Genomic DNA, 25757 nt, shown 5'->3' on the forward strand with positions numbered 1-25757 from the left:
CGCACTGGTGCGCACCGGGACGAAGGAGGTGACTTGGGGCGGGTGGGGACGTTCAGAGCCTGCGTCTAAACCCCGCCCGGGGTGACCAGGCCGGTCTCGTACGCCACCACCACCGCCTGGGCCCTGCTGTCCAGGTCGAGTTTGCTCATGGTGCGGTTGAGGTGGGTCTTGACGGTGGCCTCGCTGATGAACAGCTGGTCGGCGATCTCCAGGTTCGACATGCCGCGCGCGGTGAGGCGCAGGACCTCGGTCTCGCGGGCGGTCAGCGCGCCGATCTCGGGCGGCGGTTCGTCGCCGGGCCGGCCGGTGCTGGAGGCGAAGGCCTCGACCAGGCGGCGGGTGACGCTGGGGGCGAAGAGACCGTCGCCGCCGCCGACCGCGGCGACCGCCGCGAGCAGCCGCTCGGGCCCGGAGTCCTTGAGCAGGAAGCCCGCGGCCCCGGCGCGCAGCGCCTGGTAGACGTACTCGTCGAGGTCGAAGGTGGTCAGGATGAGGATGCGCGGCGCGGGGTCGGGGGCCTCGGCGAGGATGCGCCGGGTGGCCTCGATGCCGGTCGTGCCGGGCATCCGGATGTCCATGAGGATCACGTCGGGGCGGGTCGCGGCGGCCTGACGCACGGCTTCGGCGCCGTCGCCCGCCTCGCCGACCACCTCGATCCCGGGCGCGGCCCTCAGCAGTCCGACCAGTCCGGCCCGGATGAGGAACTGGTCGTCGACGACGAGCACCCTGATCATCCCGATGCGTCTTCTTCCCCCGAAAGCGCCCCTGCGGAGGTCGGCAGGTTCAGGGTCACGGCGAACCCGCCTTCGCTCCGCGGGCCGATGCTGATCGACCCGCCGTAGAGCTTGGCCCGCTCCCGCATGCCAATCAACCCGTGTCCACCACCGGTGCGCACTCTGTCCGAAATCACCCCCTCCCGCTCGACGCCCTCACCCTCGCCCTCATTGATGACCGAAACAGTCAACTCATGCCGTTTGTAATGGAGTTGGACCTCCGCCCGGGTTTTTCCGGCGTGCTTGAGTACGTTGGTGAGCGCCTCCTGCACCACGCGGTAGGCGCACAGTTCGACGCCGGGCGGCAGCGGGCGCGGGGTGCCCAGGGTGCGTACGGTGACGGGGATGCCGCCGGCCCGGATGCGGTCGGCGAGCTCGCCGATCCGGTCCAGGCCCGGCATGGGGTCGGCGGGCGCCCCGTCCTCGGCCTCGCGGAGCACCTGGAGCATCCGGCGCAGCTCCTCCAGGGCCTCGGCGCTGGTGCCGGAGATGGTGGCGAGCGCGGCCCGGGCGGTGGGCGGATCGGAGGCGAAGACGAATCCGGCGAGCCCGGCCTGCACGGAGATCACCGACATGTGGTGGGCGACCACGTCGTGCAACTCCCGTGCTATCCGGCCGCGTTCGGCGGCCACCTCGCGCCGGGCCCGCTCGGCCTGTTCGCGCCGGAGCTGGCGGGCGAGCTCGGTGGAGCGGCGGGCCAGCGCCCCGAAGCGGAGCAGGACGAGCGCGAACACGAGGGCCTGGGTGACGACGGACGCCATGGACCCGCGCGGGCCCGCCGCCACCCCGGCGTAGATCCAGGCCCCCACCATGAGCACCCCGCAGGCCACCGCCGTACGCAGGGCGCACAGGGACGCCACCGTGTACAGCGAGAGCATCGGCCCGAAGGTGGTCACGACGGGCCAGTACCCGCCGGCCACGTACACGACGAAGACGAGGTGCGTCCACAGCAGTACGGCCAGCGGCGCCCGCACCCGGAACGCGAGCGGCAGGCCGGCCAGCGCGACCAGCAGATATCCCCAGGCGTCCAGCGGATCCCAGCCCTGGCTCCCGGACTCCTTGCCGAGCACCGCGGAGGCACCGGTCAGGGCCACGGCGATGAGCGCATCGGCGAATTGGGGGCGGATCCGCATCGTCGCAGGGTAACCCCGGTGCGGCCACGAGGACGTCAACCCGTCGCAGTACTGCGGGAGTTGTAGGAGCCGGCCCTGTACTGCCGTTGTTCCAGGGCGGGTTCAACCCGGTGCGGGACGACGGGGGGCCGCACCTGTCGTAGTTTTCCCCAGCGGGACGGCGGACGGCCCCGCACTCACCCGGGGGAGAGTGCGGGGCCGTCCGGCCCGGTACCACGCCCTACCTGACCGTGAAATGAACCGCGTCCTCAAGGAACGGCACGTTCAGCCAGGGCCGGGGCTGGGCCATCAGGGCAAGCAGCACGATGGCCAGGCCCAGCACTCCGTACGTGGAGATGTCGGTGAAGCGGGACCGGACGGCCAGCATGCCGACGGACGGCAGCGTCCACCGCAGGGCCGCGCCCGCGAGCAGGGCCGCGCCGATGATGACGAGCCCGACCCGGAAGGCCTGGCCGAACGGTTCGGTCGCCACTATGAGGAGCCCGAAGCCGACCGCGACCAGAACGGAGAGCAGCGGCCACTGGCGGGCGGGCGCGGAGGCGTCGCCGGGTGCGGCACGGCCGCCGCCCTCGGGGCGTGCGGTGTCCCGTGTGACGGAGGGGAACCGCCGCGAGCCGCCCTTGCGGGGCCGCGCCGAGGACGCGTCCGCGGCGGACCCGCCCGGCGCGGCCGACGGCTCCGCGTCCTTGGCCGGCTCGGGACTCGTACCAGCACCCATGGGGCTCAGGCCTTTCCGGTCAGCCCGCGTCGGCGGCGAGCTCGGCCGCCTCGACGACGTTGACGAGCAGCTGGGCGCGGGTCATCGGGCCGACCCCGCCCGGGTTCGGCGAGAGCCAGCCGGCGACCTCGGCGACGCCGGGGTGCACATCGCCGACGATCTTGCCGCTCTCGTCGCGGCTGACGCCGACGTCGAGCACGGCCGCGCCCGGCTTCACGTCCTCCGGCTTGACGAGGTGCGGAACGCCGGCCGCCGCGATGACGATGTCGGCCTGCTTGAGGTGCGTCGACAGGTCGCGCGTGCCGGTGTGGCACTGGGTGACCGTCGCGTTCTCGGAGCGGCGGGTGAGCAGCAGCGGCATGGAACGGCCGATGGTGACACCGCGTCCGACCACGACGACCTCGGCCCCGTTGATCTCCACGCCGTGCTTGCGGAGCAACTGGATGATGCCGTACGGGGTGCAGGGCAGCGGGCCCGGCTCGTTGAGGACGAGGCGCCCGAGGTTCATCGGGTGCAGACCGTCGGCGTCCTTGGCCGGGTCCATCAGCTCCAGGATGCGGTTCTCGTCGATGCCCTTGGGCAGCGGCAGCTGGACGATGTAGCCGGTACACGCGGGGTCCTCGTTCAACTCCCGCACCACCGCCTCGATCTCGTCCTGCGTCGCGGTCGCGGGCAGCTCGCGCTGGATGGAGGCGATGCCGACCTCGGCGCAGTCGCGGTGCTTGCCCGCGACGTACTTCTGGCTGCCGGGGTCCTCCCCGACGAGCACGGTCCCCAGGCCGGGCGTGACGCCCCGCTCCTTCAGGGCCGCCACGCGGACGGCCAGTTCGGATTTGATCGCTGCGGCGGTGGCCTTGCCATCGAGAATCTGGGCGGTCATGTTTCCCATTCTTTCAGGGCGACGCATGATCGCCCAAGTTGCACTTGCACAACACATCCAGCAACCGGCTGGACAAACTTATGTCTCATTTAGAACGATGACCCGCGCAGTGCCGCGGGCAGTGCCGGGGGGCAATCCGCTCAGAACAGCTATTCCTCCGCTCGGGCCGCGTCGTCCCCGCAACACCAACGGAGGAAAATCCGTCATGAGCTTCGGCGACCCGAACAACCCCTACGGGCAGCAGCCCCAGCAGCCCCCGCAGGGCGGCAACCCGTACGGCCAGCAGCAGGGCCAGCCCGGCTACGGCTACCCGCAGCAGGGCCAGCAGGCCCCGCAGGGCGTCCCGCCGCAGGGTTACGGCTACCCGCAGCAGGCCCCGCAGGGCTACGGCTACCCCCAGGCGCCGCTCGGCTTCGCCGGTGGAATGCCGCCGTACGCGGGCTGGATCCAGCGCGTGGGCGCGACCATCATCGACGGCCTGATCATCGGCGTCCCGTACGGCCTGCTCGCGGGCATCGGCGGCGCCGTCGGCAAGGGCGTCGGCGTCTTCCTGGCGCTGCTCGGCTTCGTCGCCCTGATCGGCCTGATGCTCTGGCTCCTCTACCAGGAGGGCACCACCGGCCAGACTCCCGGCAAGAAGGCCGTCGGCATCAAGCTGCTCCGCGAGAGCGACGGCCAGCCGATCGGCTTCGGCATGGCCTTCGTGCGCCGGCTCGCCCACTTCCTGGACAGCATCGCCTGCTACCTCGGCTGGCTCTGGCCGCTGTGGGACACCAAGAAGCAGACCTTCGCCGACAAGGTGTGCTCCACCGTGGTGGTCAAGTCCGCCTGACCCGCCCCGGCCCGGTCCGGAAGGCCGCACCCCGCACGTGGGGTGCGGCCTTCCGCGTACCGGAGCCCGACGCGGGCGAACGCGTGCCCGGCGCCTGTGCGGGGTCAGTGGAAGAAGTGGCGCGTTCCGGTGAAGTACATCGTCACGCCCGCCTTCTTCGCGGCCTCGACCACCAGCTCGTCGCGGACCGAACCGCCGGGCTGGACCACGGCCTTGACCCCGGCGTTCGCCAGGATCTCGAAGCCGTCGGGGAACGGGAAGAACGCGTCGGAGGCGGCGTACGAGCCCCGCGCGCGCTCCTCGCCGGCCCGCTCGACGGCGAGCTTCGCGGAGTCGACCCGGTTGACCTGGCCCATGCCGACGCCGACCGAGGCGCCGTCCTTGGCGAGCAGGATCGCGTTGGACTTGACGGCCCGGCAGGCGATCCAGGCGAAGGCGAGCTCCTTCAACTCGGCCTCGGACAGGGCCTGACCGCTGGCCAGCGTCCAGTTCGCGGGGTCGTCGCCCTCGGCCTGGAAGACGTCGGTCTGCTGGAGCACCGCGCCGCCGGAGACCGCCTTGAGGTCGCCGGGCTGGTGCGGGGTGCCGTCCACCTTGAGCACCCGGATGTTCTTCTTGCGGGCCAGCACCTCGACGGCGCCGTCCTCGTAGTCCGGGGCCGCGATGACCTCGGTGAAGATCTCGGCGACCTGCTCGGCCATCGCCACCGTCACCGGCCGGTTGACGGCGATGACGCCGCCGAACGCGGAGAGCGGGTCGCACTCGTGGGCCTTGCGGTGGGCCGCGGCGAGGTCGGCGTCGATCGCGATGCCGCACGGGTTGGCGTGCTTGATGATCGCGACGCAGGGCTCGTCGTGGTCGTAGGCGGCGCGGCGCGCGGCCTCGGTGTCCACGTAGTTGTTGAAGGACATCTCCTTGCCGTGCAGCTGCTCGGCGTTGGCGAGCCCGCCCGGCTGACCGTCGGTGTAGAGGGCCGCGGCCTGGTGCGGGTTCTCGCCGTAGCGCAGCGTGGACTTGCGCTCCCAGGTGCCGCCGAGGAACTCGGGCAGCTGGGCGCCGCCCTCCTCGGGCGCGTACACATTGGTCATCCAGGACGCCACGGCCACGTCGTACGCGGCGGTGTGCTGGAACGCTTCTGCCGCCAGGCGCTTGCGGGCGGTCAGGTCGAAGCCGCCGTTCTTGACGGCGTCGAGCACGGCCGCGTACCGCTGCGGGCTGGTGACCACGGCGACCGAGGGGTGGTTCTTGGCGGCGGCGCGGACCATCGAGGGGCCGCCGATGTCGATCTGCTCGACGCACTCGTCGGGGCTCGCGCCGGAGGCGACGGTCTCCTTGAACGGGTACAGGTTCACGACGACCAGCTCGAAGGGGCGCACGCCGAGCTCGTCGAGCTGCGCGCGGTGGGCGTCCAGGCGCAGGTCGGCGAGGATCCCCGCGTGCACCTTGGGGTGCAGCGTCTTGACCCGGCCGTCGAGGCACTCGGGGAACCCGGTGAGCTCCTCGACCTTGGTGACCGGCACGCCGACGGCGGCGATCTTCGCGGCGGTCGACCCGGTGGACACCAGCTCGACCCCGGCCGCGTGCAGCCCTTGCGCCAGCTCCTCAAGGCCCGTCTTGTCGTAGACGCTGACCAGCGCCCGCCGGATGGGCTTGACGGTGTCCGTACTAACCGAGTTCACCGATCTGAACCTTTCGTCCCTCAATGCGGTAGCCGTTACGGGCCAGGTGCCCCACGACATCGACGAGCAGCCGTCGCTCGACTTCCTTGATCCGCTCGTGCAGAGCGGCTTCATCGTCCTCGTCCCGGATCTCGACCACGCCCTGGGCGATGATCGGGCCGGTGTCGACGCCGTCGTCGACGAAGTGGACGGTGCACCCGGTGACCCTGGCGCCGTACGCGAGCGCGTCGCGTACGCCGTGGGCTCCGGGAAAACTGGGCAGCAGCGCGGGGTGGGTGTTGACCACACGCCCCCCGAACCGGGCGAGGAATTCCTTCCCCACGATCTTCATGAACCCGGCCGAGACGACCAGGTCCGGCGCGTACGCCTCGGTGGCCGCGGCGAGCGCCGCGTCCCACTCCTCGCGGGAGCCGTGGTCCTTGACCCGGCAGACGAAGGTCGGGATCCCGGCCCGCTCGGCGCGCTCCAGACCGGCGATGGAATCCCGGTCGGCGCCGACGGCCACGATCTGGGCGCCGTATCCGTGCGGATCGGCGGCGATGGCGTCGAGCAGGGCCTGCAGATTCGTGCCGGACCCGGACACAAGCACCACAAGGCGGGCAGGGCGCCCTGTTTCGGGCGGGGAAGTGGACGCGGAGGGGGGCGGGGAGGCCACAGCGGGGCTCTTTCTCGCGGTCGTACGTCTTTGTGTGGTCGTACGAACGAATCGTGCCCCTCGATACGGGGAACTCTACGAAAGCGCCGACCGTCAGCAACGATACCGGCACACCGGACGGCCCCCACGGGACGGGGGCCGGACCGCCAGGTAGCGTCTGGGAGGACGCCGCGAGACGAGACCTGTCTCACTGACTTGTTTCACTTACATGCGAGATGTGACCCCCTGGCCCGACCGGCCGGTCGCGGGTCCGAGGGGAAGACGTTCACCAGATGCCGGACCGACGCCACCAGCTGTTCGCAGCCCGCCAGTCCTCCACCCCCGGCTCCCCTCATTCGACGGACCCGGGGAACTCGGGACCGGAGGGCACGGGAAGCGGCACCGGAGCGGGCCCCGCCGACGACAACCCCTTCGCCCCGCCGCCCGAGGGCCGCCCCGACCAGCCCTGGCAGCCGCGGCGCCCGGCACCGGGCGAGGGTGGCGAAAACCCCCAGGGTTCGCCCTGGGGCAGTCAGTGGAGCAACCAGCAGCCCGGCCGCGCGCCCGGTGGCTTCGGCCGGCGCCCCGAGGGTCCGGAGGGCGGCCCGGGCCAGAACCCGCCGCCCGCGCCCGGCCTGCGCTGGGACCCCGCGGACCCGGCCCAGCGCCGTGCCCGCTACGCGCTGCTGTCCGGGATGTGGGCGTTCTTCTTCGCCCTGTTCGACATGCCGGAGGTCGCCCTGCTCCTGGGGGCGCTCGGTCTGTACTGGGCGATCAGCTCCCTGCGCGCCAAGCCGAAGCCCCCACAGGCGCCGTCCGCCACGTCCCCGGCTCCCGCCGCCCCCGCCGCCCCGGCGCCGCCGCAGGGCAGGCCGCAGATGACGGCGGCGGTGACAGGCCTGGTCACGGCGGTCCTCGCCCTGACGGTGGTGGCGTCGACCTACACGATGCAGATCGTGTACCGCGACTACTACACGTGCGTGGACGACGCCCTGACCAAGTCGGGCCAGTTGGCCTGCAACGACCTCCTCCCGGAGAAGCTGGTGCCGTTGTTCGGGGTCAAGGAGTAGCTCCCGCGGGGCGCTATTCGACGGCCCCGCGCTGCGGCTCGACGCCGTCGGGCGCGCTGTCTGGGTCGCGCTCGGGTGCGGGGTCAGAGGGGGGCCGACGATCGATGGCCGGGTCGCCCTCGGGTGCCGGGCCACGTTCACGTGCCGGGGCACCCTCGGGTGCCGGGCCAGGTTTCGGGGTGGGGTCGCCTTCGCGTGCGGGGGCAGGGTCGGGTTTCGGGGCGGGTGCCGGCACGGGCTCGTCGCCTCCGGCGTCACCTTCCGGCGCCGATCCAGGACCGTCCTCCAGCCCCTCCTGCGGCTGAGGAGCCGGGTCCCGGACGAAGCCCCAGTTCCCCAGGGCCGGCAGCCTCGGCGCCGGGCCCGCCGGCCGCGCGGGAATCTCCGGCAAAGCCAGACCCGCTCCCCACCCGGAACCGAACCGCACCCCCGAATCACCCTCCGGCCCAGGCTCAGCGCCAACCTCCATCCCCTCCGGCGATTGCGGAGCCGGGTCCGGGGCGGAACCACTCTTCGGGAAGGGGCCGGGCGCGGGAGAGTCCGCCCCGCCCCCGGGCGGCGGAATGTCCGCCATCAGCCCACCCGACGCCTCCTTGAGCGCCGCCCACCGGGCCTCCCGCGCCCCGTCCTCGTGCCACAGCCCGCCCCCGCCCACCGGCAGGAAGTCGTAGTCGCGGTCGGCCCCGCCGGCCGCGTCCACCGGCGCGACCGGCTTGCGGCGCGGCCGCCACGCGAACACCCCCACGACCCTGGCCCGCACGGAGCGCCGCTCGACGGAAGCCTCCCACCTCCGGCACCCCCGCAGGATCACCGCCCCCGGCACCCCCACGACCGCCGCCCACAGCAGCGCCGCACCCCCGGTACGCCACCAGACCGGCCCGAGCACGGCCAGCGCCCGCGTGCCCAGCGGCCCGCCCGCCAGCGCCGCGAGCAGCGCGAGCGCGCACCCGCACAGCACGGCCCCGAGCAGGGCCGCTCCCGCGGTCTCCCGGCGCCCCCAGCCCCCGGCCACGGCCGCCCGCGCGGTGAACCGGGCCAGCACCACCCCCGCCGCCAACGGCACCAACACCGCCGCCCAGTTCCACCAGGACCCGTGCGCGCCCGTCGGCACCGCCGCGAGCAGCGGGAAGTGCGGCAGCGCGGGCGTGCCCGCCATGCCGAGGGGGCGCACCAGCGCCCCCGTACCGACGGCGAAGCCGGGCCCGAGCCCGTACGACGCGCCCCACACCGCCGCGTTCGGCACCAGCGTGACGCCGAGCAGCAGCAGCGCGAGCCGCCCCGACGAGTCCTCCGCGAGCCGCAGGAACGCGTCCTCGGCGACGCCGAAGTGCCAGGCGACCCCGGCCGCCGCGAGCAGCGCGCCGCCGCCGAGCAGCACCGCGGTGGCGGCCCCGGCGGACCGTGCGGCAGCACTCGTACGAGCGGCCAGAAGCGCGCCCCGCACCCACGCCGGAACGCGGTCCGGCAGCGGTCCGAGCGGTCGGCCGTGCGCGGTCCAGACGCCGGCCCCGGCCGCGAGCGCCACCGTGAGCGGCAGGTGCAGCAGCGCGCTGAGCGGGGCGGCGGGCATGGGTCCGGCGGCCGCGTACAGCGCGGCGGCCGCCGCGATCACGAGGTATCCGCAGGTCACCCCCCAGAACACGGGCCAACCGGGAGGCACCGGCCCGAGGCTGTCGTCCTCGTACTCCTCGTCCTCGTCGGGCATCAGCGCGTCGCGGGCCGCGCGGTGGGCGAGCCAGACGGGCAGCGCCGCCAGGAGCAGCGGCACCACGCCGACCGGCGCCGGCGTGCCGGTCAGGGTTTCGGGCCTGACCAGCTGCGCGCCATGGGCGAGCAGCCACAGGGAGGTGGCCGTGCGCAGGGCGCCGCCAAGGCCGCTGTCGGGGTACGGGGAGGTGATCCACAGCAGCATCACGGGCACGGCCAGGGCGCCGAGCCCGACCCCCGCCGCGATCGCGCCGCGCAGCGAACAGGTGGCGAGTACGGATGAGCGCGCCTGGGCGGAAAGCAACGGCAGGCTGCGGTCGGTCATTTGGGTCACCCGAGCCATGCTGCCAACGACACGCGCTTTCTTCGCGTAACCAGCGAATGGCCGATGTGTCGCTCAATATACGGTTATGTACTTTTTCACCCGGGGCGTTTCGAGCTGCGTCGCCACGGGTGCAACAGCCGCTACGGCCTTCGCGGGGAGCCCTGGGAGCCTTCATGACACAGAGCACGGCCGATACCAATGACACCGATGCCAGGCCCCCCCTGCCCACCCCCAAGGAACGGCGCCGCCTGCGGGAGGCGAAGGACCTGACCGAGGCGCAGGTCGCGACGGCCGTCGGCGTCACGCGCGCGACCGTGCGCTCCTGGGAGACCGGCCGCACCACGCCGCGCGGGCGCAAGGGCGAGCACTACGCCCGGCTGCTCGCCGCCATCGAGGCGGAGATGGCGGCGGTGGCCGAGCAGGACGACCTCGACCTCGACGACGACGGCTCCGAGCCCTGCTCCGGGGCCGGGCCCGACCCCAACGGCGGCCCCAACGACGGCTCCGACTCCGGCGAACAGGACGCGGCACGTCCGGCCACCGCCGCCCGGGCCCAGCCGGCGAAGGGGGCCAAACAGCCCGCGAAGCCGCACGCGGCCAACACCCGCCCCAAGCCGGCCGCCAAGAAGGCCGCGAAACCCCCGGCCACCCCGCACACCCGCCACGAGCACCCGGCCCCGGCCGCCTCCGTGCCCGTCCCCGCCAACGAAGTACTCAAGCCCGGCGCGCCGACCAGCGCGGGAGCGCCGACCGGGGGCGCCGCCCGCATCCTGCCGGAGCAGCCCCAGGACACCGAGGAGTCGGAGGCGGCGGCAGGCGAGCCCGACACCGGGACCGAGACCGACCCAGACGCCGGGACCACGCCCAAGGCGCCCGTCCCGCCCGCGGAAGCGCACCCCGGGCAGCGGGCCGTGCCGGGCCCGCTCACGGCCGCCGAGGCGTTCGACGCGCTGTACTGCTCCATCGCCCCCGACCTCGCCCGGCAGGCCTATCTGCTCACCGGGCGGACCCGGCTCTCGCGCGAATCGGTGGAGCGCGCCTTCCATCTGGCCTGGGAGAACTGGCCCGCGGTCGCCACCGACCGCGACCCGGCGGGGTGGGTGCGGACGGCGGCGTACGAATACGCGATGGCCCCCTGGCACCGCTTCCGGCGCGCCCACAAGCACCCCGACCAGCCGCCCGCCGAGCCCGAACGCCGGGCGCTGCTCGACGCGCTGCTCGATCTGCCGCCCGCCTACCGGCGCACGGTGCTCCTGTACGACGGCCTCGGGCTCGACCTGCCCGAGACCGCCGCCGAGACGGAGGCCAGCACCCCGGCCGCCGCGAGCCGCCTGCTGCACGCCCGGAACGCCATCGCCCGCCGGGTGCCCGAGGCGGCCGGGGCCAAGAGCCCGGAGGCCCTCTCGTCCGTGCTGCGCGAACGCATCGCCGACCTCGCGTCCGCCGGGCCGGCCTGCGTCACCGCGCTGCCGTCCGCTCCGGTCGTACGCACCGGGAGCGAGCGGCGCCGCCGGTTCTGGACCCGGGCCGCGATCGCCTTCACCACGCTGATCGTCGGCGCGACGATGTTCACCGTGGTGACGGTGCCGCACTACCACGTGCTCCCGGTGCCGCCCGGTGAACGCGTCTCCGGCGTCCCCGTCAACAGCGGCCCGCAGCGGCTGACCAGCGAGGACGTCGAGCTGCGCGACAAGCTGCGCAAGGAACCGGCCCGCGGCCCGTATCGCCTGGTCGTCGACATCCGCTGACCGCTCGTTCCCGTACGCGAACGCACGAGGGCCCGCACCCCCCGAGGAGTGCGGGCCCTTCATGCGTCCCCGCTAGGCGAGGCGGTGCTCAGCTGCCGAGGATGGCGCGCGCGAGCTTGGCGGTCTCGGTCGGCGTCTTGCCGACCTTGACGCCGGCGGCCTCCAGGGCCTCCTTCTTCGCCTGGGCGGTGCCGGAGGAGCCGGAGACGATGGCGCCGGCGTGGCCCATGGTCTTGCCCTCGGGCGCGGTGAAGCCCGCGACGTAGCCGACGACCGGCTTGGTGACGTTGGCCTTGATGTAGTCGGCCGCACGCTCCTCGGCGTCGCCGCCGATCTCGCCGATCATGACGATCAGGTCGGTCTCGGGGTCGGCCTCGAACGCGGCGAGCGCGTCGATGTGCGTGGTGCCGATGATCGGGTCGCCACCGATGCCGACGGCGGACGAGAAGCCGATGTCACGCAGCTCGTACATCATCTGGTAGGTCAGCGTGCCGGACTTCGACACCAAGCCGATACGGCCCGGCTTGGTGATGTCGCCCGGGATGATGCCCGCGTTGGACTGGCCGGGGGTGATCAGACCCGGGCAGTTCGGGCCGATGATGCGGGTCTTGTTGCCCTTGGCCTTCGCGTACGCCCAGAAGGCGGCGGAGTCGTGGACGGCGATGCCCTCGGTGATGACCACGGCGAGGGGGATCTCGGCGTCGATGGCCTCGACGACGGCGGCCTTGGCGAAGGCCGGCGGCACGAAGAGGACGGAGACGTCGGCGCCCGTCTTCTCCATCGCTTCCTTGACGGAGCCGAAGACCGGGACCTCGGTGCCGTCGAAGTCGACGGTCGTGCCGGCCTTGCGGGGGTTCACGCCACCGACGATGTCGGTGCCGTCGGCCAGCATGAGCTTGGTGTGCTTCATGCCCGTGGCACCGGTCATGCCCTGGACGATGACCTTGCTGTCCTTGGTGAGGAAGATAGCCATGGTGGTGTCTTAACCTCTTCCCTTACTTCGCAGCCGCGAGCTCGGCGGCCTTGTCGGCCGCGCCGTCCATGGTGTCCACGCGCTGCACCAGCGGGTGGTTGGCGTCGCTGAGGATCTTGCGACCCAGCTCCGCGTTGTTGCCGTCGAGACGGACGACCAGCGGCTTGGTGACCTCTTCGCCCTTCTCGGCGAGCAGGGCCAGCGCCTGGACGATGCCGTTGGCGACCTCGTCGCACGCGGTGATGCCGCCGAAGACGTTGACGAACACGGACTTGACGTCCGCGTCGCCGAGGATGATCTCCAGGCCGTTCGCCATCACCTGGGCGGACGCGCCGCCGCCGATGTCGAGGAAGTTGGCCGGCTTCACGCCGCCGTGGTTCTCACCGGCGTACGCGACGACGTCCAGGGTGCTCATGACGAGACCCGCGCCGTTGCCGATGATGCCGACCTCGCCGTCGAGCTTCACGTAGTTGAGGTTCTTGGCCTTGGCGGCCGCCTCAAGGGGGTTGGCCGCGGCCTTGTCCTCAAGGGCCTCGTGCTCCGGCTGGCGGAACTCGGCGTTCTCGTCCAGGGACACCTTGCCGTCGAGGGCCAGGATGCGGCCGTCCTTGGTCTTGACCAGCGGGTTGACCTCGACGAGGAGCGCGTCCTCGGCGACGAAGGTCTTCCACAGGGTCACCATGGCCTCGGCGACGCCCTCGGCCACGTCGGCCGGGAACTTCGCCAGGGCGACGATCTCGCGGGCCTTCTCGATGTCGACGCCCTCGACGGCGTTGACCGGAACCTTCGCGAGGGCCTCGGGGGTCTTCTCCGCGACCTCCTCGATGTCCATGCCGCCCTGCACCGACGCCATGGCGAGGAAGGTGCGGTTGGTGCGGTCGAGGAGGTACGAGACGTAGTACTCCGCCTCGATCTCCGGGGACAGCTCGGCGATCATCACCTTGTGGACCGTGTGGCCCTTGATGTCCATGCCGAGGATGTCCGTCGCGCGGGCGACGGCCTCGTCCGCGTTGGCGGCCAGCTTCACGCCGCCGGCCTTGCCGCGGCCACCGACCTTCACCTGCGCCTTGACGACCGACTTGCCGCCGAGACGCTCAGTGGCCTCGCGCGCCGCCTCAGGCGTGTCGATCACTTCACCGGCCAGCACCGGTACACCGTGCTTGGCGAAGAGGTCCCTCGCCTGGTACTCGAACAGGTCCACGCGCGTCCGTCCCTTTTCAGTGGTATCGCGGTTCCGTTGTCTGCTGGGCGTGCCGCGAAGGGCAACGTGACGGCGCTGTCACTGAGGGAGGCGTACACGGTGTCCGAGTACGCGGCATGTCCGTCTCGCAGGTTATCTCCGCAGGACGTAGGTCCCTAAATCGCAGATCACACCTGAGCGGTGATACCTGTCACAGATCACCTGCTCAGGGCGCGCCCAGGTATGACCTCGCTCACGCCTCGGGTATCGGGAGCGGCCGCCGCTCGATCGCCGCGGCCATCACCTCGGGGAACAGGTCCGGGGTGCAGGCGAAGGCGGGGGCACCAAGCGCGGCCAGGGCCGCCGCGTGCTCGCGGTCGTACGCCGGGGCGCCTTCGTCGGAGAGCGCGAGCAGGGCCACGAACTGCACCCCGGACGCCTTCATCGCGGCGACGCGCTTGAGCATCTCGTCCCGTATCCCGCCCTCGTAAAGATCACTGATGAGAACGACCACGGTGTCGGCAGGACGGGTGATCTGCGACTGGCAGTGGGCGAGCGCCCGGTTGATGTCGGTGCCGCCGCCGAGCTGGGTGCCGAACAGGACGTCGACGGGGTCGTCGAGCTGGTCGGTGAGGTCGACGACGGCGGTGTCGAAGACCACCAGGCGGGTCGCGATCGACCGCATCGAGGCGAGCACGGCGCCGAAGACCGACGCGTAGACGACGGACGCCGCCATCGACCCGGACTGGTCGATGCACAGCACGACGTCCTTCTTCACGCCCCGCGCGGCCCGCCCGTACCCGATGAGCCGCTCGGGCACGACGGTGTTGTACTCGGGCAGGTAGTTCTTGAGGTTGGCCCTGATCGTGCGGTCCCAGTCGATGTCGCGGTGGCGGGGCCGGCTGATGCGGGCGCTGCGGTCGAGGGCGCCGGTGAGGGTGGCCCGGGTGCGGGTGGCGAGCCGCTTCTCCAGGTCCTCGACGACCTTGCGCACCACCGCCCGCGCGGTCTCCCTCGTCGTCTCGGGCATCGCCTTGTTGAGCGAGAGCAGGGTGCCGACGAGATGGACGTCGGCCTCGACGGCCTCCAGCATCTCCGGCTCCAGGAGAAGCGTGGCGAGCCCGAGCCGCTCGATGGCGTCGCGCTGCATGACCTGCACCACCGAGCTCGGGAAGTACGTACGGATGTCGCCGAGCCAGCGCGCGACGGACGGCGCGGACGCCCCGAGCCCGGCGCCGCGGTCCTTGCCCCCGCTCCTGCCGCCGCCGTAGAGCGCGGCGAGCGCGCCGTCCATGGCGGCGTCCTGCCCGGCGAGCGTGCAGCCGGTCCCCTCGGCGCCGGGCTCCCCGCCGAGCACGAGCCGCCAGCGCCGCAGCCGCTCGTCAGCGCTTGGTCGCATGCTGGTCGTCAATTCCCCACCCCCACAAAGCAGTTGGAGTCGTCGAGGCCGTCAGGTCTGCCAAGGCTGTCCATTCCATCGGGGTCACTGGATCCGTCCCGTCCCAGCAGGAGCGCTATCAGCGGGAGTACGGCGTCGGCGCGAGCGGCATCGAGCCCGGACCCGAATCCGGGTACGGCGGCGTCATCGGGGCCGGACCGCACGGCCGGACCGCGCCGCACCAGCTCCCCGAGCGTGCGCCGCACCCCCGCCTCGTAGGCGGCGAACGTCCTGCGCAGCAGGGGCAGTACGTCGGTGAACGCGTCCGGCGCCACGCTCGTCAGCCAGCCGTCGACCAGGCCGAGCAGCCGCTCGTCGTGCACCAGGAGCATGCCGCCGCCGGAGGCGCCGCCGACGAACCCCTCGATCCAGGCGGCCGCGTCGGCGGGCGGCGCGCCCGGTGACAGCGCGAGGCCCATGTGGCGGGCCGCGTCCTCGCTCTCGATCCGCCCGTCGTCGAGCAGCAGCCGCACCGCGCGGCCACGGATGATCCCGGGCACGGTGTCGCGCGAGGCGAGCCGGCCGAGCACGGCGGACCAGCGCTCGCGGAGCCCGCCCGCGTCGGCGTCCGCGAGGAGGCCTATGGCGGTGTGGACGCCGTCCAGATGGGTGCGCATCTCGGCGGCGCCGTCCGCGTCCAGGGCGGCGCAGGCGGGGGGCAGTCCCACGCAGATGCGTTCGGCGAGGCCCTCCGCGACCTCGGTGAGCCCCGCGGTCGTGGTGCCGCGCACGTCTCCGTAGCGCAGCGTGCGGGCGAGGGACGGCAGGGCCTGGGCGAGGTGGGCGACGTCCGTGTCGAGCGCGGCCCGGTCGGCGAGCGCGCGCATCACCACCGGCAGCGCGTCCGGCAGTTCGGCGAGGAGGCAGCGCTCGGCGAGCGCGGTGATCTCGCCGAGGGCGGTCGCGGCGGCCGCCTCCGACTCGGCCTTGGCGGTGGCGGCGGCCAGGACGGTGGTGCCCCACACCCCGGCCTCGGCGACCCGCACCGACAGCTCCGGTTCCCAGCGCAGCCGCCAGTTCTCCCGGAAGGTGCCGGTGGAGCGGGCCTGCGTCTGCTCGCCCCAGCCGATGCCGAGCAACCGCAGCCGGTGCAGCAGCCGACTGCGCCCCGCATCGGTGTCCTTGCGCAGGTCGAGCTCCAACTCCCGCTCCAACGCCTCTGGTTTGAGCCGCAGGCTTCGCTGAGCCCTCGCGAGATCGCGCTGGAGCGGGACGGCGGGCGCGGCGTCGGGCACCTCGCCGAGCACTTCCCCCACGATCAGCCGGTCCCGGATCAGGCCGAGCGGCACATCGGAGCCCTCGCACATCACGGCCCGTACGGCGTCGGTGGTCTCGGCGAGGCCGGGCAGCGGGCGGCCGCGCATCGCGGCGAGCGTCCCGGCGAGCCGGACGGCCTCGATGACATGGGCGGACGAGACCTGCCGGTCCTCCGCGCGGAGCAGCCCGGCCACCTTGGTCATCCAGCGCTCGATGGGCCGGTCGGGGGCGCTGAAGAGGTGCCCGTACCAGCCGGGCGAGTCGATCCCCGCCCCGTAGCCGCTGCGCCGGGCGAGCCTGCGGTGCGTCCAAGGGACCCAGGTCAGCTCGGCCTTGACCTTGGGCAGCCCCTTGAGCAGGGCGCGATCGGCGGCCACGGTGAACTTCCCGGCGAGCGCGGGCACGTGCCAGGCCCCGCAGACGACGGCGACCTGATCCCCGAACTCCCTTACTGAAGCCCGCAGTTGCTGCCGCATATAGGCTTCGCGGACCAGATCGATCCCATGACCGCCATCGCCGTAGGTCTCGCGCAATACGGCCATGGCCTCGCCGAGCGCGGCGAACGGCGCCCGGGGGTCCGCCGCGGCGTCGCGGTGCTCGACGACGTCCTCCCACCAGCGCTCCGGATCGTCGTACCCGGCGGCCTCGGCAAGCGTGCCAAGGGGATCGACCCGCGCCCCGCCCTCCTCCGCCTGCCCCTTCTCCACCGCCAGCGAATGAGCGGCGGGCAGATCAACGAAACGCACCTGCGCCCCGTGCTCCAGGCCCCACCGGATCGCCACCCACTCCGGCGAGAACTCGGCCATGGGCCAGAAGGCAGCCCGCGCCGGGTCGTCGACGACAGTGGCGAGCAGCGCGACGGGCGGGCGCATGGCCTCGTCGGCGGCAAGAGCCACCAAGGCATCGCCCTCGGGCGGCCCCTCGATGAGCACGGCCCGCGGCCGGGCGGCCTCCAGCGCGGCCCGCACCGCACGCGCCGAGCCGGGCCCGTGGTGCCGCACCCCGAGCAGCAGAGGCCCTGTCATACGGACACCTCGCGGCAGGCACGGTAGAAGTCCTTCCAGCCGTCCCGCTCGCGGACCACCGTCTCCAGATACTCCTGCCAGATGACGCGGTCCGCCGCCGGGTCGCGCACGACCGCGCCGAGGATGCCGGCAGCAACATCGCCCGCCCTGAGCACGCCGTCCCCGAAGTGGGCGGCGAGCGCGAGGCCGCCGGTCACGACGGAGATCGCCTCGGCCGTGGAGAGCGTCCCGGAAGGGGATTTAAGCTTCGTGCGGCCGTCAACGGTGACCCCGTCACGCAGTTCGCGAAAGACAGTGACAACCCGATGGATCTCCGCGATCCCATCGGGCACAGAGGGCAGGTCGAGCGAGCGGCCGAGCTGGTCGACGCGACGCGAGACGATGTCGACCTCGGCGTCCGCCGTGGCGGGCAACGGGAGCACCACCGTGTTGAAGCGCCGCCGCAGCGCACTGGACAGCTCGTTGACACCACGGTCGCGGTCATTGGCGGTGGCGATCAGATTGAAGCCCCGTACGGCCTGGGTCTCGGCGCCCAACTCCGGGATGGGCAGCGTCTTTTCGGACAGGATCGTGATCAACGTGTCCTGCACGTCGGCGGGGATGCGGGTCAGCTCTTCGACCCGGGCGGTCATGCCCTGCGCCATGGCCCGCATCACCGGACTGGGCACGAGCGCGTCGCGGCTCGGCCCGTGGGCGAGCAGCCGCGCGTAGTTCCACCCGTACCGAACAGCCTCCTCCGGCGTACCCGCAGTGCCCTGCACGAGCAGCGTGGAGTCACCGCTGACGGCGGCCGCGAGGTGCTCGGACACCCAGGTCTTGGCGGTGCCGGGGACGCCGAGCAGGAGCAGCGCGCGGTCGGTGGCGAGGGTGGTGACGGCGACCTCGACGATGCGGCGCGGGCCCACGTACTTCGGCGTGATCACGGTGCCGTCGGGCAGGGTGCCGCCGAGCAGATAGGTGGCGACCGCCCAGGGCGAGAGCCGCCAACGGACGGGCCTCGGCCGGTCATCAGCCGCGGCGAGCGCCGCGAGTTCCCCCGCGAAGGCATGCTCGGCATGCGGCCGCAGAGCCTCTTCCGTAGCGGCTTCCGCGCGGGATCGGGTGTTCGCGGACTCGATTTCGGACACAGCCATGACTCCCCCTCCAGATCGTTCGAGACGTTCGACCGGCTTGTGGTCACAACCGTGCACCACGGCACTGACAATGACCCTTCGTCGCAGGTCAGAGCCGATTGTCAGTGGTCACGCGTACCTTCGGGGACATGACTCAGCAGGGGGTGCGCTGGACGTCGGAGCAGGTGCTCGCACTGGCACCTGACGATGCGTCACGCAAGGCGGGAAGCGGGCTCGGCACGGCCGGTCCGTGGTCGGAGAGCGGGTGCGACGGCGCGGGGGCGGTGTGGGGCCTGTGCAAGGGCAGCGGCAGCAAGCCGTACCAAACAGTGATCGACACAAATAACCAGAAATACAAATGCAGTTGCCCGAGCCGGAAGTTCCCGTGCAAGCACGCGATAGGCCTGCTGCTCCTCTGGTCGGCGGACGAGCAGACGGTGCCGGACGGGTCGGCACCGCACTGGGCGGAGCAGTGGCTGAAGGGAAGGACGGATCAGCCCCCAACCAAACGCGAAAATAATCCAGTTGAGGCGGCCAACCGCAGGGCGGAGAGACGAGCCGACCGGATCACGACGGGCGCCACAGAACTGGAGCAGCGCCTCGCGGACCTGCTGAGCGGCGGGCTTGCGGCGGCGGAGCGTCCCGGGTACGGCCTGTGGGAGGAGACGGCCGCCCGCATGGTCGACGCCCAGGCGCCAGGACTTGCCTCGCGTGTAAGGGAGTTGGGCGCGATACCGGGTTCGGGCCCGGGCTGGCCGATGCGCCTGCTCGAAGAGTGCGCGCTGCTGCACCTCCTGGACCGCGCCTGGCTCGGCCGGGAAGCGCTGCCGGACTCCCTGGCCGCGACGGTGCGCTCGTGCATGGGCGTCCCCACCGCTCCACAAGGCCAGGCGATCCGCGACAGCTGGCAGGTCCTCGCCCAGTACGACACGGCCGACGCGAAGCTCACGACGCGCCGGATCTGGCTGTACGGAGAGAAGTCGGGCCGCTCGGCGCTGATCCTGGACTTCGGTGCGGCGGGCCGAGCTCCGGGGATCGCGCTGCCGGTGGGCCTGGCGCTGGACGCCGACCTGACGCCGTACCCGGGTGCGGGCCAGCTAAGGGCCGCCCTGGGCGAGCGGTACGGCACTCCGACCACCCCCGAGGCCCTGCCCCCGGGCGGCACGGTGACCGAAGCGGTCGAGCGGTACGGCCAAGCCCTCTTGAACGACCCGTGGCTGGAGACGTACCCGATGACGCTGACCGGGGCGATACCGATCCCCCCGAAGGACGGCGCCGACGACTGGCAACTAGCTGATGCCAACAACGAGTTGGCTCTCCCGGTGCCGCCGGGAGCGGCAGCGCGCCCGGCTGTGTGGAAGCTGGTCGCCCTGTCCGGAGGCGCCCCGATCAGGGTCTTCGGCGAATGTGGCCACAGGGGCTTCACCCCGCTGGCGGCGTGGCCGGAGGGAGCAAGGCAGCCAGTAGCGCTGCCATGACGGTCGGGCAGGCACCCAGCCTCCCCGTAAAGAAATGTCTGAACGGTCATCGAGGCATCACGGGCGGGCGTGGGTCCGGCCGGGTGGGGACGTGGTGGGGTGCCCCCGCAAGGAGGAGCGCTGGTGCTGGGGGGATCTTCGGCGGGCGGAACTGCGCGACGTATGAGGAGGTACCCCGCCGCGTTCCCGCCCCCACTCCCCGACGGCGCGCTCCGTACCGGCGATGCCACAGCCCCGCCCCGCGACATCTGCCCGCACAGCCGACCGCAGGGCGGCGCCGCCACCACCGGCCCGCACCCGCACCACAGGGCGCGCCCCGCATACCCGCCCCCACCTGCACCACCGACCGCAGGCCCCCACCGACGAGGCGAAACGAAGCAGAACAAACCGAAGCCATGGGAATGGAAGGGGACTAGATGTCCGGCGCTACCGTCAACGCGGCCGCTGTCTCAACCGGCTCCTGGGAGGAGCTCGTGACCTCGGCGCTGCTGGGCACCGACCGGCGGCCGGCGGCCGGCAGGCCCGAGGAACTTCTCGACGCCGCCGCGACGCAGACCTTGCGACGCAGGGCGGGGCTGGTTCCGGCGACCGCGGGAGTACGTCCGCAGCCCGCACCACCAGACGAGCGGCCCGCGCTGCCGGAGGCGGCGCGGCGGCGGCTCGGGATGCTGCTGGCCGACCGTTCGGCGCCCGCGCATGCCGGGGGCAGGCGTGGGAGCGCGCCGGATCTTGGGGAACTGCTCCCCCAGTGGCTGGCCGTCGCCAACGAGCGGGGTCTGCGTGCCCCGTCGGCGCTCCTGCCCGCGCTCCTCGACGCGGCCCGGGCCCGCACCGATCTGCGCCCGCAGGCCCTGGCCTTCGCGGGCCCGTGCGGGCTGTGGCTGGCCCGGCTCAACCCGGAGTGGCGCTTCGCGCTGCGCGGCGCGTCGGGCAGCGCGGTGCTGCCCGATCCCGGGGACGCCGAATCCGTACAACTCCTTTGGAACGAGGGGCTGTTCGCGGAACGGGTGGCGCTGCTCGGGGCGGTGCGGGCGTACGACCCGGAGGCAGGCAGGGCGCTGCTCGCCGCGACGTGGGCGACGGAGCGGGCCGAGGACCGGCTGATGTTCCTGGACTCGCTGCGCGACGGGCTCTCGGCGGAGGACGAGCCGTTCCTGGAGGGGGCGTTGGCCGACCGGAGCCGCAATGTGCGGGCGACGGCGGCGGAGTTGCTGTCCGCGCTGCCGGGTTCGGCGCTGGCGGGGCGGATGGCGCAGCGGGCGATGACCTGCGTGTCCCTGGACCGGACGGGCGACGGGACGCTGGTCGCGGTGGAGGCGCCGCACGAGTGCGACGCGGCGATGCAGCGGGACGGGGTCGCGCCGAGGCCGCCGGCGGGGCGGGGCGAACGGTCATGGTGGCTGGGCCAGTTGGTGGAGTCGGCCCCGCTGGGCACGTGGCCGGCGAGGCTCGGCGGGCGTACCGCCCGCGACATCGTGGCGCTGCCGGTGGCCGACGGCTGGGGCGAAGAACTGCACGCCGCGTGGTGCCGGGCGGCGGTGCGGCAGCGTGATGCGGAGTGGTCCCGGGCCCTGCTCGGCGCCCCGTCGGCGCCGCCCGGCGAGGGCGTGGGCACGGCGTCGTTGGCCGAGCGGGCCAAGCTCCTGTCGATCCTCGGGGAGGACGAACGGGCGGACTGGGTGGCCCGGTTCATATCCGCGCACGGCCTGTCGGAGGCGTTCCAGCTGCTCGGGGTCTGCGTGGTGCCGTGGGCGGGGGCGCTGGGGCGGGCGGTGGTGGACGCGCTGGAAATCGCGCGGGACGCGGGGAGCTACCCGTGGAGCTTCAGCGGGGTGATGGGCCTGGCCGAGCGCTGCCTCGACCCTTCGGAGTCCCCGCGCCTGGAGGCCCTGACGGCCACGCCGCCGGAGGAGGAAGGGGCGTCGCCGGGGGCCGGGGGGTACTGGGCGGAGGCGTTTCAGCGGCTGGTGGCGACGTTGCGCTTGCGCGCGGCGATGCGGGAGGAACTGTCGAGCTAGCACCCCCGGCGTGCCGCCGAACCTGCGAACCCGGGGGCCCCCGGGCCCCGCTCCCGGCGGGATGTGCCGGTCGACTGCGGGCCGGTGGGGGCTGGTCGCGCAGTTCCCCGCGCCCCTGGCAGGGTCGGTGCTGGCCCGCACCGGGGCATTTCAGCCCGTCCGGCGTTTGAGGACGAGCGCCCTTCAGGCGCGAACGGGGTCTGGGGCGGAGCCCCAGCAGCGACCACCGAGCCGCGCCCGAGTACGCCACCCCCGGAGGGTCTCGGGAAGGGGCGGGTAGGGGAAGGCCCCCAGGGTCAGCCCCTACGCCCCCGCCGGCTGCCGCACATTCGCGTTGACCCACGTGACGATCGACGCCGTAGTGGCCCCCGGCGTGAAGATCTCCGCCACCCCGAGTTCCTTCAGCGGCGGGATGTCCGCCTCGGGGATGATGCCGCCGCCGAAGACCTTGATGTCCTCCGCGTCCCGCTCCTTCAGGAGCTCCAGGACCTTCGCGAACAGCGTGTTGTGCGCACCGGAGAGGATGGAGAGGCCGATGGCGTCGGCGTCCTCCTGGATCGCGGTGTCGACGATCTGCTCGGGCGTCTGGTGCAGCCCGGTGTAGATGACCTCCATGCCGGCGTCACGCAGCGCCCGAGCGATGACCTTGGCCCCGCGATCGTGACCGTCGAGCCCCGGCTTGGCCACCACCACGCGGATCGGACCAGTTACACCCATCACTGCCTCCACATGTCCCACCTGCGCACCCCCGCGCCGAAGGGCCGGGGAAGTGAACGAACGTTATCCACAGCATCCCGCAACCCGCCGTTTCGCGGTGGAGAGGGAGGGGGAAATCACACGTGGGACACGTTCGTTTTGCACCGTACCCGCATCAGTCGGCCCACCGGCACCGCCGGAGGGTGGTCGTGACCGGGCGGGCGCGGTCGCAAGGGGAGCCGCTACGAAGGCGCCGCACCACCGTGCCGTCAGCCGCGCGGCACGGTGGTCCGGCCCCTCGTATGTCGGGGCCGGCTCAGGCGGGGGCCTTCAAAGGCGGAGCCCCATGAGGGCATACGGGGGACGGAGCGGCCTCTCGTGTGCCATTCGGGAGGTCGCCGTCGTGCAGGTCTTTTCGTTACTGCCGCTGTGTGTGCGCCGGGCGTGGCTGTCGGCGGCACTGATCCGGGCCACCGCGCTGGATCTGGCCGTGCTGGCCGGGCACCTGCTGCTGTACCCCTCGGGCCTGACGCCCGAGCGGCATCCCGCGCCCGACCCGGCCGCCGCGCCACAGTTGCCCACCGCCGGCCGCTCGCACCCGCCCGTGGTCCTGCTGCACGGCTTCATCGACAACCGGTCGGTGTTCGTGCTGCTGCGCCGTTCGCTGGCCCGGCACGGCTGGCGGCATCTCGAATCGCTCAACTACTCCCCGCTGACCGGCGACATCAGGGTCGCCGCCGAGTTGCTCGGCCGCCATGTCGAGGAGATCTGCGCCCGCACCGGCCACCGCGAGGTGGACATGGTGGGGCACAGCCTGGGCGGCCTGATAGCCCGCTACTACGTGCAGCGCCTGGGCGGCGACCTCCGGGTCCGTACGCTCGTCACGCTGGGCACCCCGCATTCCGGCACGCGCTCTGCGCAGCTCGCCCACGCTCACCCGATCGTGCGCCAGATGTGCCCCGGCTCGGATCTCATCGAGGAGCTGCGCAGGCCGGCGCCCGGAATCCGTACCCGGTTCGTGAGTTTCTGGAGCGACCTGGACACGCTGATGATTCCGGTCGAGACGGCCCGCATCGAGCACCCGGATCTGCTCGCGCAGAACGTGCGGGTGACGGGGATCGGTCATCTGGCGATGCCGGTCCACCCGGCCGTCGCGGCGGGGGTGCGGCAGGCGCTGGCCGCCGGGGAACCGGAGGCCGCCGACCACGACGCGTTCTCGGTGGCCTGAGCGGAAGGCCCCGGAACCCGAGCGCCACCGCACGACAAGGCCACCGGCCACCGACCGCCCCACCCGGACCCCAGAGCCGAACCAACCAACAAGGCCACTCACCACCGGCCCCCTCACCTCCCCGAGGCCCCTCCCCCATGGCCTGATTCAGGCTCCGCCCACCCCGGCAGCAACGTATCCGCACCCGTCCGCCGTCGAACGAATCCCGAACACACGGCCAAACCTCTGCCCACAGTCCACCGAAAGGCGGCTGATTGCCCGTTTCCCGTAACCAAGAAACCTGCCGAAGATTGTCGGTCTCGCATACCGCCGGGTACAGTCACGCCACTGCTGTCCCCGGGACCCCCGCCCCTTAGGGACCCGGCCGCAGGTTCTGTTGCCGAGGCGAGAGAGAAGTTGGTGACTGACCAGCACGCCCACGCCGGGTACGTCGGACACGACGGTTACCTCAGCGGCAGCAGTGGCCATGACGGCAACAGCGCCCCCTCCCACACCACCGGAGGCTACGACGCCGATCCGCTGTTCGGCGCGATGCAGGGCGGCTACGCCGGCCAGAACGGCTACGCGGCAGGCCGGACAGGCCAGTTCGACACCGGCACCTTCGACACCGGCGCCTTCGCCTCCTCGTACGACACCACCGGCCAGTGGACGGTTCCGCACCAGGCGACGGCGTACGAACCGGACGGCGCGACCGGCACCTTCGACACCGGCTCGTTCGCGACGGGCGCCTTCGACACGACGGGCCAGTGGGACGCCAACGCGTGGCACCAGGCGCAGGGCACCGGCCAGTACGACAACAGCGCGTTCACCTCCGCGTACGACACGACGGGCCAGTGGGCCGTGCCCGGCACGCAGTCCGAGACCGGGACGTACGACGCGACCGCGTGGAACGCGATGGCGACGGCGGCCACGACGACGATGCCCGCCCAGCCCGAGGCCCAACTCCCTTACGAGACAGCCGAGTTCCCCCAGGCAGAGCTCGCGGACGAGTTCGCCGAGGCGTTCACCGACGAGCCCGCCCCCGAGCCGGAGCCCGCCGACCTTCCGGCCGATCTGCCCGGCGCGGCCGTCCCCGGTTCACGCGCCGAGGCCCGGCGCAACGCCGGCCGTCGGCGGCGCAGCCCCGCCAAGCGTTCGGCGCTGCTGACCGTCGCGGTCCCGTCCGTGTGCGTGATGGGGGTCGCGGGTGTCGCGGTCGCCTCCGTCGGCGGGCTCACCGGCGGCAAGGACGACGGCGGCACCGTGACGGCCGCGTCCGACCCCGCGTCGGTCAAGCCGGTCGCCGCCAACACCAAGCTGGACACCCAGCTCGCCAATCTCAGCGCCGACGCGAACGGCTTCGCCGACCGCGCCAGCCGGACGCAGGAACGTATCGACCTCAAGGCCCGCCAGGACGCGGAGAAGAAGAAAAAGGAGGACGCGGCCGCCGCGAAGGAGGCCGCGCGCCCCAAGTTCGTCCTGCCGGTGACGCAGAAGGGTCTCAGCGCCTACTACGGACAGGCCGGCGTCAACTGGATGTCGGTGCACACCGGCATCGACTTCCCGGTCTCGTACGGCACTCCGGTGATGTCGGCGATCGACGGCACGGTCCGCACGCAGTGGAACAGCGCGTACGGAAACATGGCCATAGTGACCGGCGCCGACGGCACCGAGACCTGGTACTGCCACCTGTCCAGCACCAAGATCCGCTCGGGTCCGGTGAAGGCCGGCGACGTCATCGCGTACTCGGGGAACTCCGGCAACTCCACCGGGCCGCACCTCCACTTCGAGGTACGGCCGGGCGGCGGCTCGTCGATCGACCCCCTGCCGTGGCTGCGCAGCCACGACCTGGACCCGACGTAACCAGAAGCTCG

Annotated in this window: 20 protein-coding genes; 7 read left to right on the forward strand and 13 right to left on the reverse strand. The window is 72.5% G+C overall.

The annotated features are described in order from the left end of the window. Window positions 1-65 precede the first annotated feature (65 nt). The 4 genes from OHA17_RS15655 to OHA17_RS15670 all read right to left on the reverse strand — a co-directional run bounded on the left by OHA17_RS15655 (window position 66) and on the right by OHA17_RS15670 (window position 3504). Window positions 66-734, reverse strand: coding sequence for a response regulator transcription factor (locus tag OHA17_RS15655; protein WP_053728352.1), 669 nt, complete (start codon window positions 732-734; stop codon window positions 66-68). Then, on the reverse strand, window positions 731-1906 hold the full coding sequence (locus OHA17_RS15660; protein ID WP_406507176.1) for a sensor histidine kinase: 1176 nt from the start codon (window positions 1904-1906) through the stop codon (window positions 731-733). The genes OHA17_RS15655 and OHA17_RS15660 overlap by 4 nt, the downstream gene beginning before the upstream one ends. 220 nt (window positions 1907-2126) lie before the next feature. Then, window positions 2127-2633, reverse strand: coding sequence for a DUF3017 domain-containing protein (locus tag OHA17_RS15665; protein WP_406510729.1), 507 nt, complete (start codon window positions 2631-2633; stop codon window positions 2127-2129). Window positions 2634-2643: 10 nt separating this feature from the next. Then, window positions 2644-3504 carry a bifunctional methylenetetrahydrofolate dehydrogenase/methenyltetrahydrofolate cyclohydrolase gene (locus tag OHA17_RS15670; RefSeq protein ID WP_406507177.1) on the reverse strand — a complete coding sequence of 287 codons (861 nt, stop codon included), beginning with the start codon at window positions 3502-3504 and terminating at the stop codon, window positions 2644-2646. A 205-nt stretch (window positions 3505-3709) separates the two neighbouring features. Between OHA17_RS15670 and OHA17_RS15675 the strand changes: the two genes are divergently transcribed. Beyond that, the gene (locus tag OHA17_RS15675; protein ID WP_406507178.1) at window positions 3710-4336 is read left to right on the forward strand and encodes an RDD family protein; all 627 of its coding nucleotides are present in this window, start codon (window positions 3710-3712) and stop codon (window positions 4334-4336) included. Window positions 4337-4440: 104 nt separating this feature from the next. Here OHA17_RS15675 and purH read toward each other — a convergent pair whose 3' ends face one another. Next, window positions 4441-6075: a bifunctional phosphoribosylaminoimidazolecarboxamide formyltransferase/IMP cyclohydrolase gene (gene purH, locus OHA17_RS15680; RefSeq protein ID WP_406507179.1), complete on the reverse strand. Its 1635-nt coding sequence runs from the start codon at window positions 6073-6075 to the stop codon at window positions 4441-4443. Next, window positions 6002-6670 (reverse strand): phosphoribosylglycinamide formyltransferase, encoded by a 669-nt coding sequence (gene purN / locus OHA17_RS15685; protein WP_406507180.1) that lies wholly within the window; start codon window positions 6668-6670, stop codon window positions 6002-6004. The genes purH and purN overlap by 74 nt, the downstream gene beginning before the upstream one ends. 272 nt (window positions 6671-6942) lie before the next feature. Here purN and OHA17_RS15690 point away from each other — a divergent pair, with 272 nt between their 5' ends. Then, window positions 6943-7719 carry a hypothetical protein gene (locus OHA17_RS15690; RefSeq protein WP_406507181.1) on the forward strand — a complete coding sequence of 259 codons (777 nt, stop codon included), beginning with the start codon at window positions 6943-6945 and terminating at the stop codon, window positions 7717-7719. 13 nt (window positions 7720-7732) lie between these two features. Here OHA17_RS15690 and OHA17_RS15695 read toward each other — a convergent pair whose 3' ends face one another. Further along, entirely contained in the window at window positions 7733-9751 is a 2019-nt protein-coding gene (locus OHA17_RS15695; RefSeq protein ID WP_406507182.1) for a DUF6350 family protein, read from the reverse strand. A gap of 173 nt (window positions 9752-9924) precedes the next feature. On the opposite strand from OHA17_RS15695, the gene OHA17_RS15700 reads away from it, so the two are divergent. Then, a complete protein-coding gene (locus OHA17_RS15700; RefSeq protein WP_406507183.1) occupies window positions 9925-11499 on the forward strand; it encodes a sigma factor-like helix-turn-helix DNA-binding protein in 1575 nt (524 codons plus the stop codon). An 88-nt stretch (window positions 11500-11587) separates the two neighbouring features. Here the strand turns inward: OHA17_RS15700 and sucD are convergent, their stop codons facing one another. The 5 genes from sucD to OHA17_RS15725 all read right to left on the reverse strand — a co-directional run bounded on the left by sucD (window position 11588) and on the right by OHA17_RS15725 (window position 18505). Beyond that, a complete protein-coding gene (gene sucD, locus OHA17_RS15705) occupies window positions 11588-12472 on the reverse strand; it encodes a succinate--CoA ligase subunit alpha (protein ID WP_406507184.1) in 885 nt (294 codons plus the stop codon). Between the two features lie 22 nt (window positions 12473-12494). After that, window positions 12495-13673: an ADP-forming succinate--CoA ligase subunit beta gene (gene sucC, locus OHA17_RS15710; RefSeq protein ID WP_053728341.1), complete on the reverse strand. Its 1179-nt coding sequence runs from the start codon at window positions 13671-13673 to the stop codon at window positions 12495-12497. Window positions 13674-13905: 232 nt separating this feature from the next. Then, window positions 13906-15051, reverse strand: coding sequence for a VWA domain-containing protein (locus OHA17_RS15715; RefSeq protein WP_406507185.1), 1146 nt, complete (start codon window positions 15049-15051; stop codon window positions 13906-13908). An 8-nt stretch (window positions 15052-15059) separates the two neighbouring features. Next, on the reverse strand, window positions 15060-17372 hold the full coding sequence (locus OHA17_RS15720; protein ID WP_406507186.1) for a DUF5682 family protein: 2313 nt from the start codon (window positions 17370-17372) through the stop codon (window positions 15060-15062). After that, window positions 17369-18505 carry an AAA family ATPase gene (locus tag OHA17_RS15725; RefSeq protein ID WP_406507187.1) on the reverse strand — a complete coding sequence of 379 codons (1137 nt, stop codon included), beginning with the start codon at window positions 18503-18505 and terminating at the stop codon, window positions 17369-17371. Before OHA17_RS15725 ends, OHA17_RS15720 begins: the two co-directional genes overlap by 4 nt. Before the next feature lie 128 nt (window positions 18506-18633). On the opposite strand from OHA17_RS15725, the gene OHA17_RS15730 reads away from it, so the two are divergent. Beyond that, complete coding sequence (locus OHA17_RS15730; protein ID WP_406507188.1) at window positions 18634-19962, forward strand: SWIM zinc finger family protein; 1329 nt, start codon at window positions 18634-18636, stop codon at window positions 19960-19962. A 416-nt stretch (window positions 19963-20378) separates the two neighbouring features. Next, entirely contained in the window at window positions 20379-21980 is a 1602-nt protein-coding gene (locus OHA17_RS15735; RefSeq protein WP_406507189.1) for a DUF5691 domain-containing protein, read from the forward strand. 303 nt (window positions 21981-22283) lie between these two features. On the opposite strand, the gene OHA17_RS15740 is transcribed toward OHA17_RS15735, so the two are convergent. Next, window positions 22284-22697 carry a cobalamin B12-binding domain-containing protein gene (locus OHA17_RS15740; protein ID WP_189762011.1) on the reverse strand — a complete coding sequence of 138 codons (414 nt, stop codon included), beginning with the start codon at window positions 22695-22697 and terminating at the stop codon, window positions 22284-22286. Between the two features lie 382 nt (window positions 22698-23079). Between OHA17_RS15740 and OHA17_RS15745 the strand changes: the two genes are divergently transcribed. Both OHA17_RS15745 and OHA17_RS15750 read left to right on the forward strand, forming a co-directional pair. Continuing rightward, window positions 23080-23904 (forward strand): esterase/lipase family protein, encoded by an 825-nt coding sequence (locus tag OHA17_RS15745; protein WP_406507190.1) that lies wholly within the window; start codon window positions 23080-23082, stop codon window positions 23902-23904. A 399-nt stretch (window positions 23905-24303) separates the two neighbouring features. Further along, a complete protein-coding gene (locus tag OHA17_RS15750; RefSeq protein WP_406507191.1) occupies window positions 24304-25746 on the forward strand; it encodes a M23 family metallopeptidase in 1443 nt (480 codons plus the stop codon). Window positions 25747-25757: the final 11 nt, after the last annotated feature.

The sequence above is a fragment of the Streptomyces sp. NBC_00212 genome, assembly GCF_045206365.1.
In the GTDB taxonomy this organism is placed as follows: Bacteria; Actinomycetota; Actinomycetes; order Streptomycetales; family Streptomycetaceae; genus Streptomyces.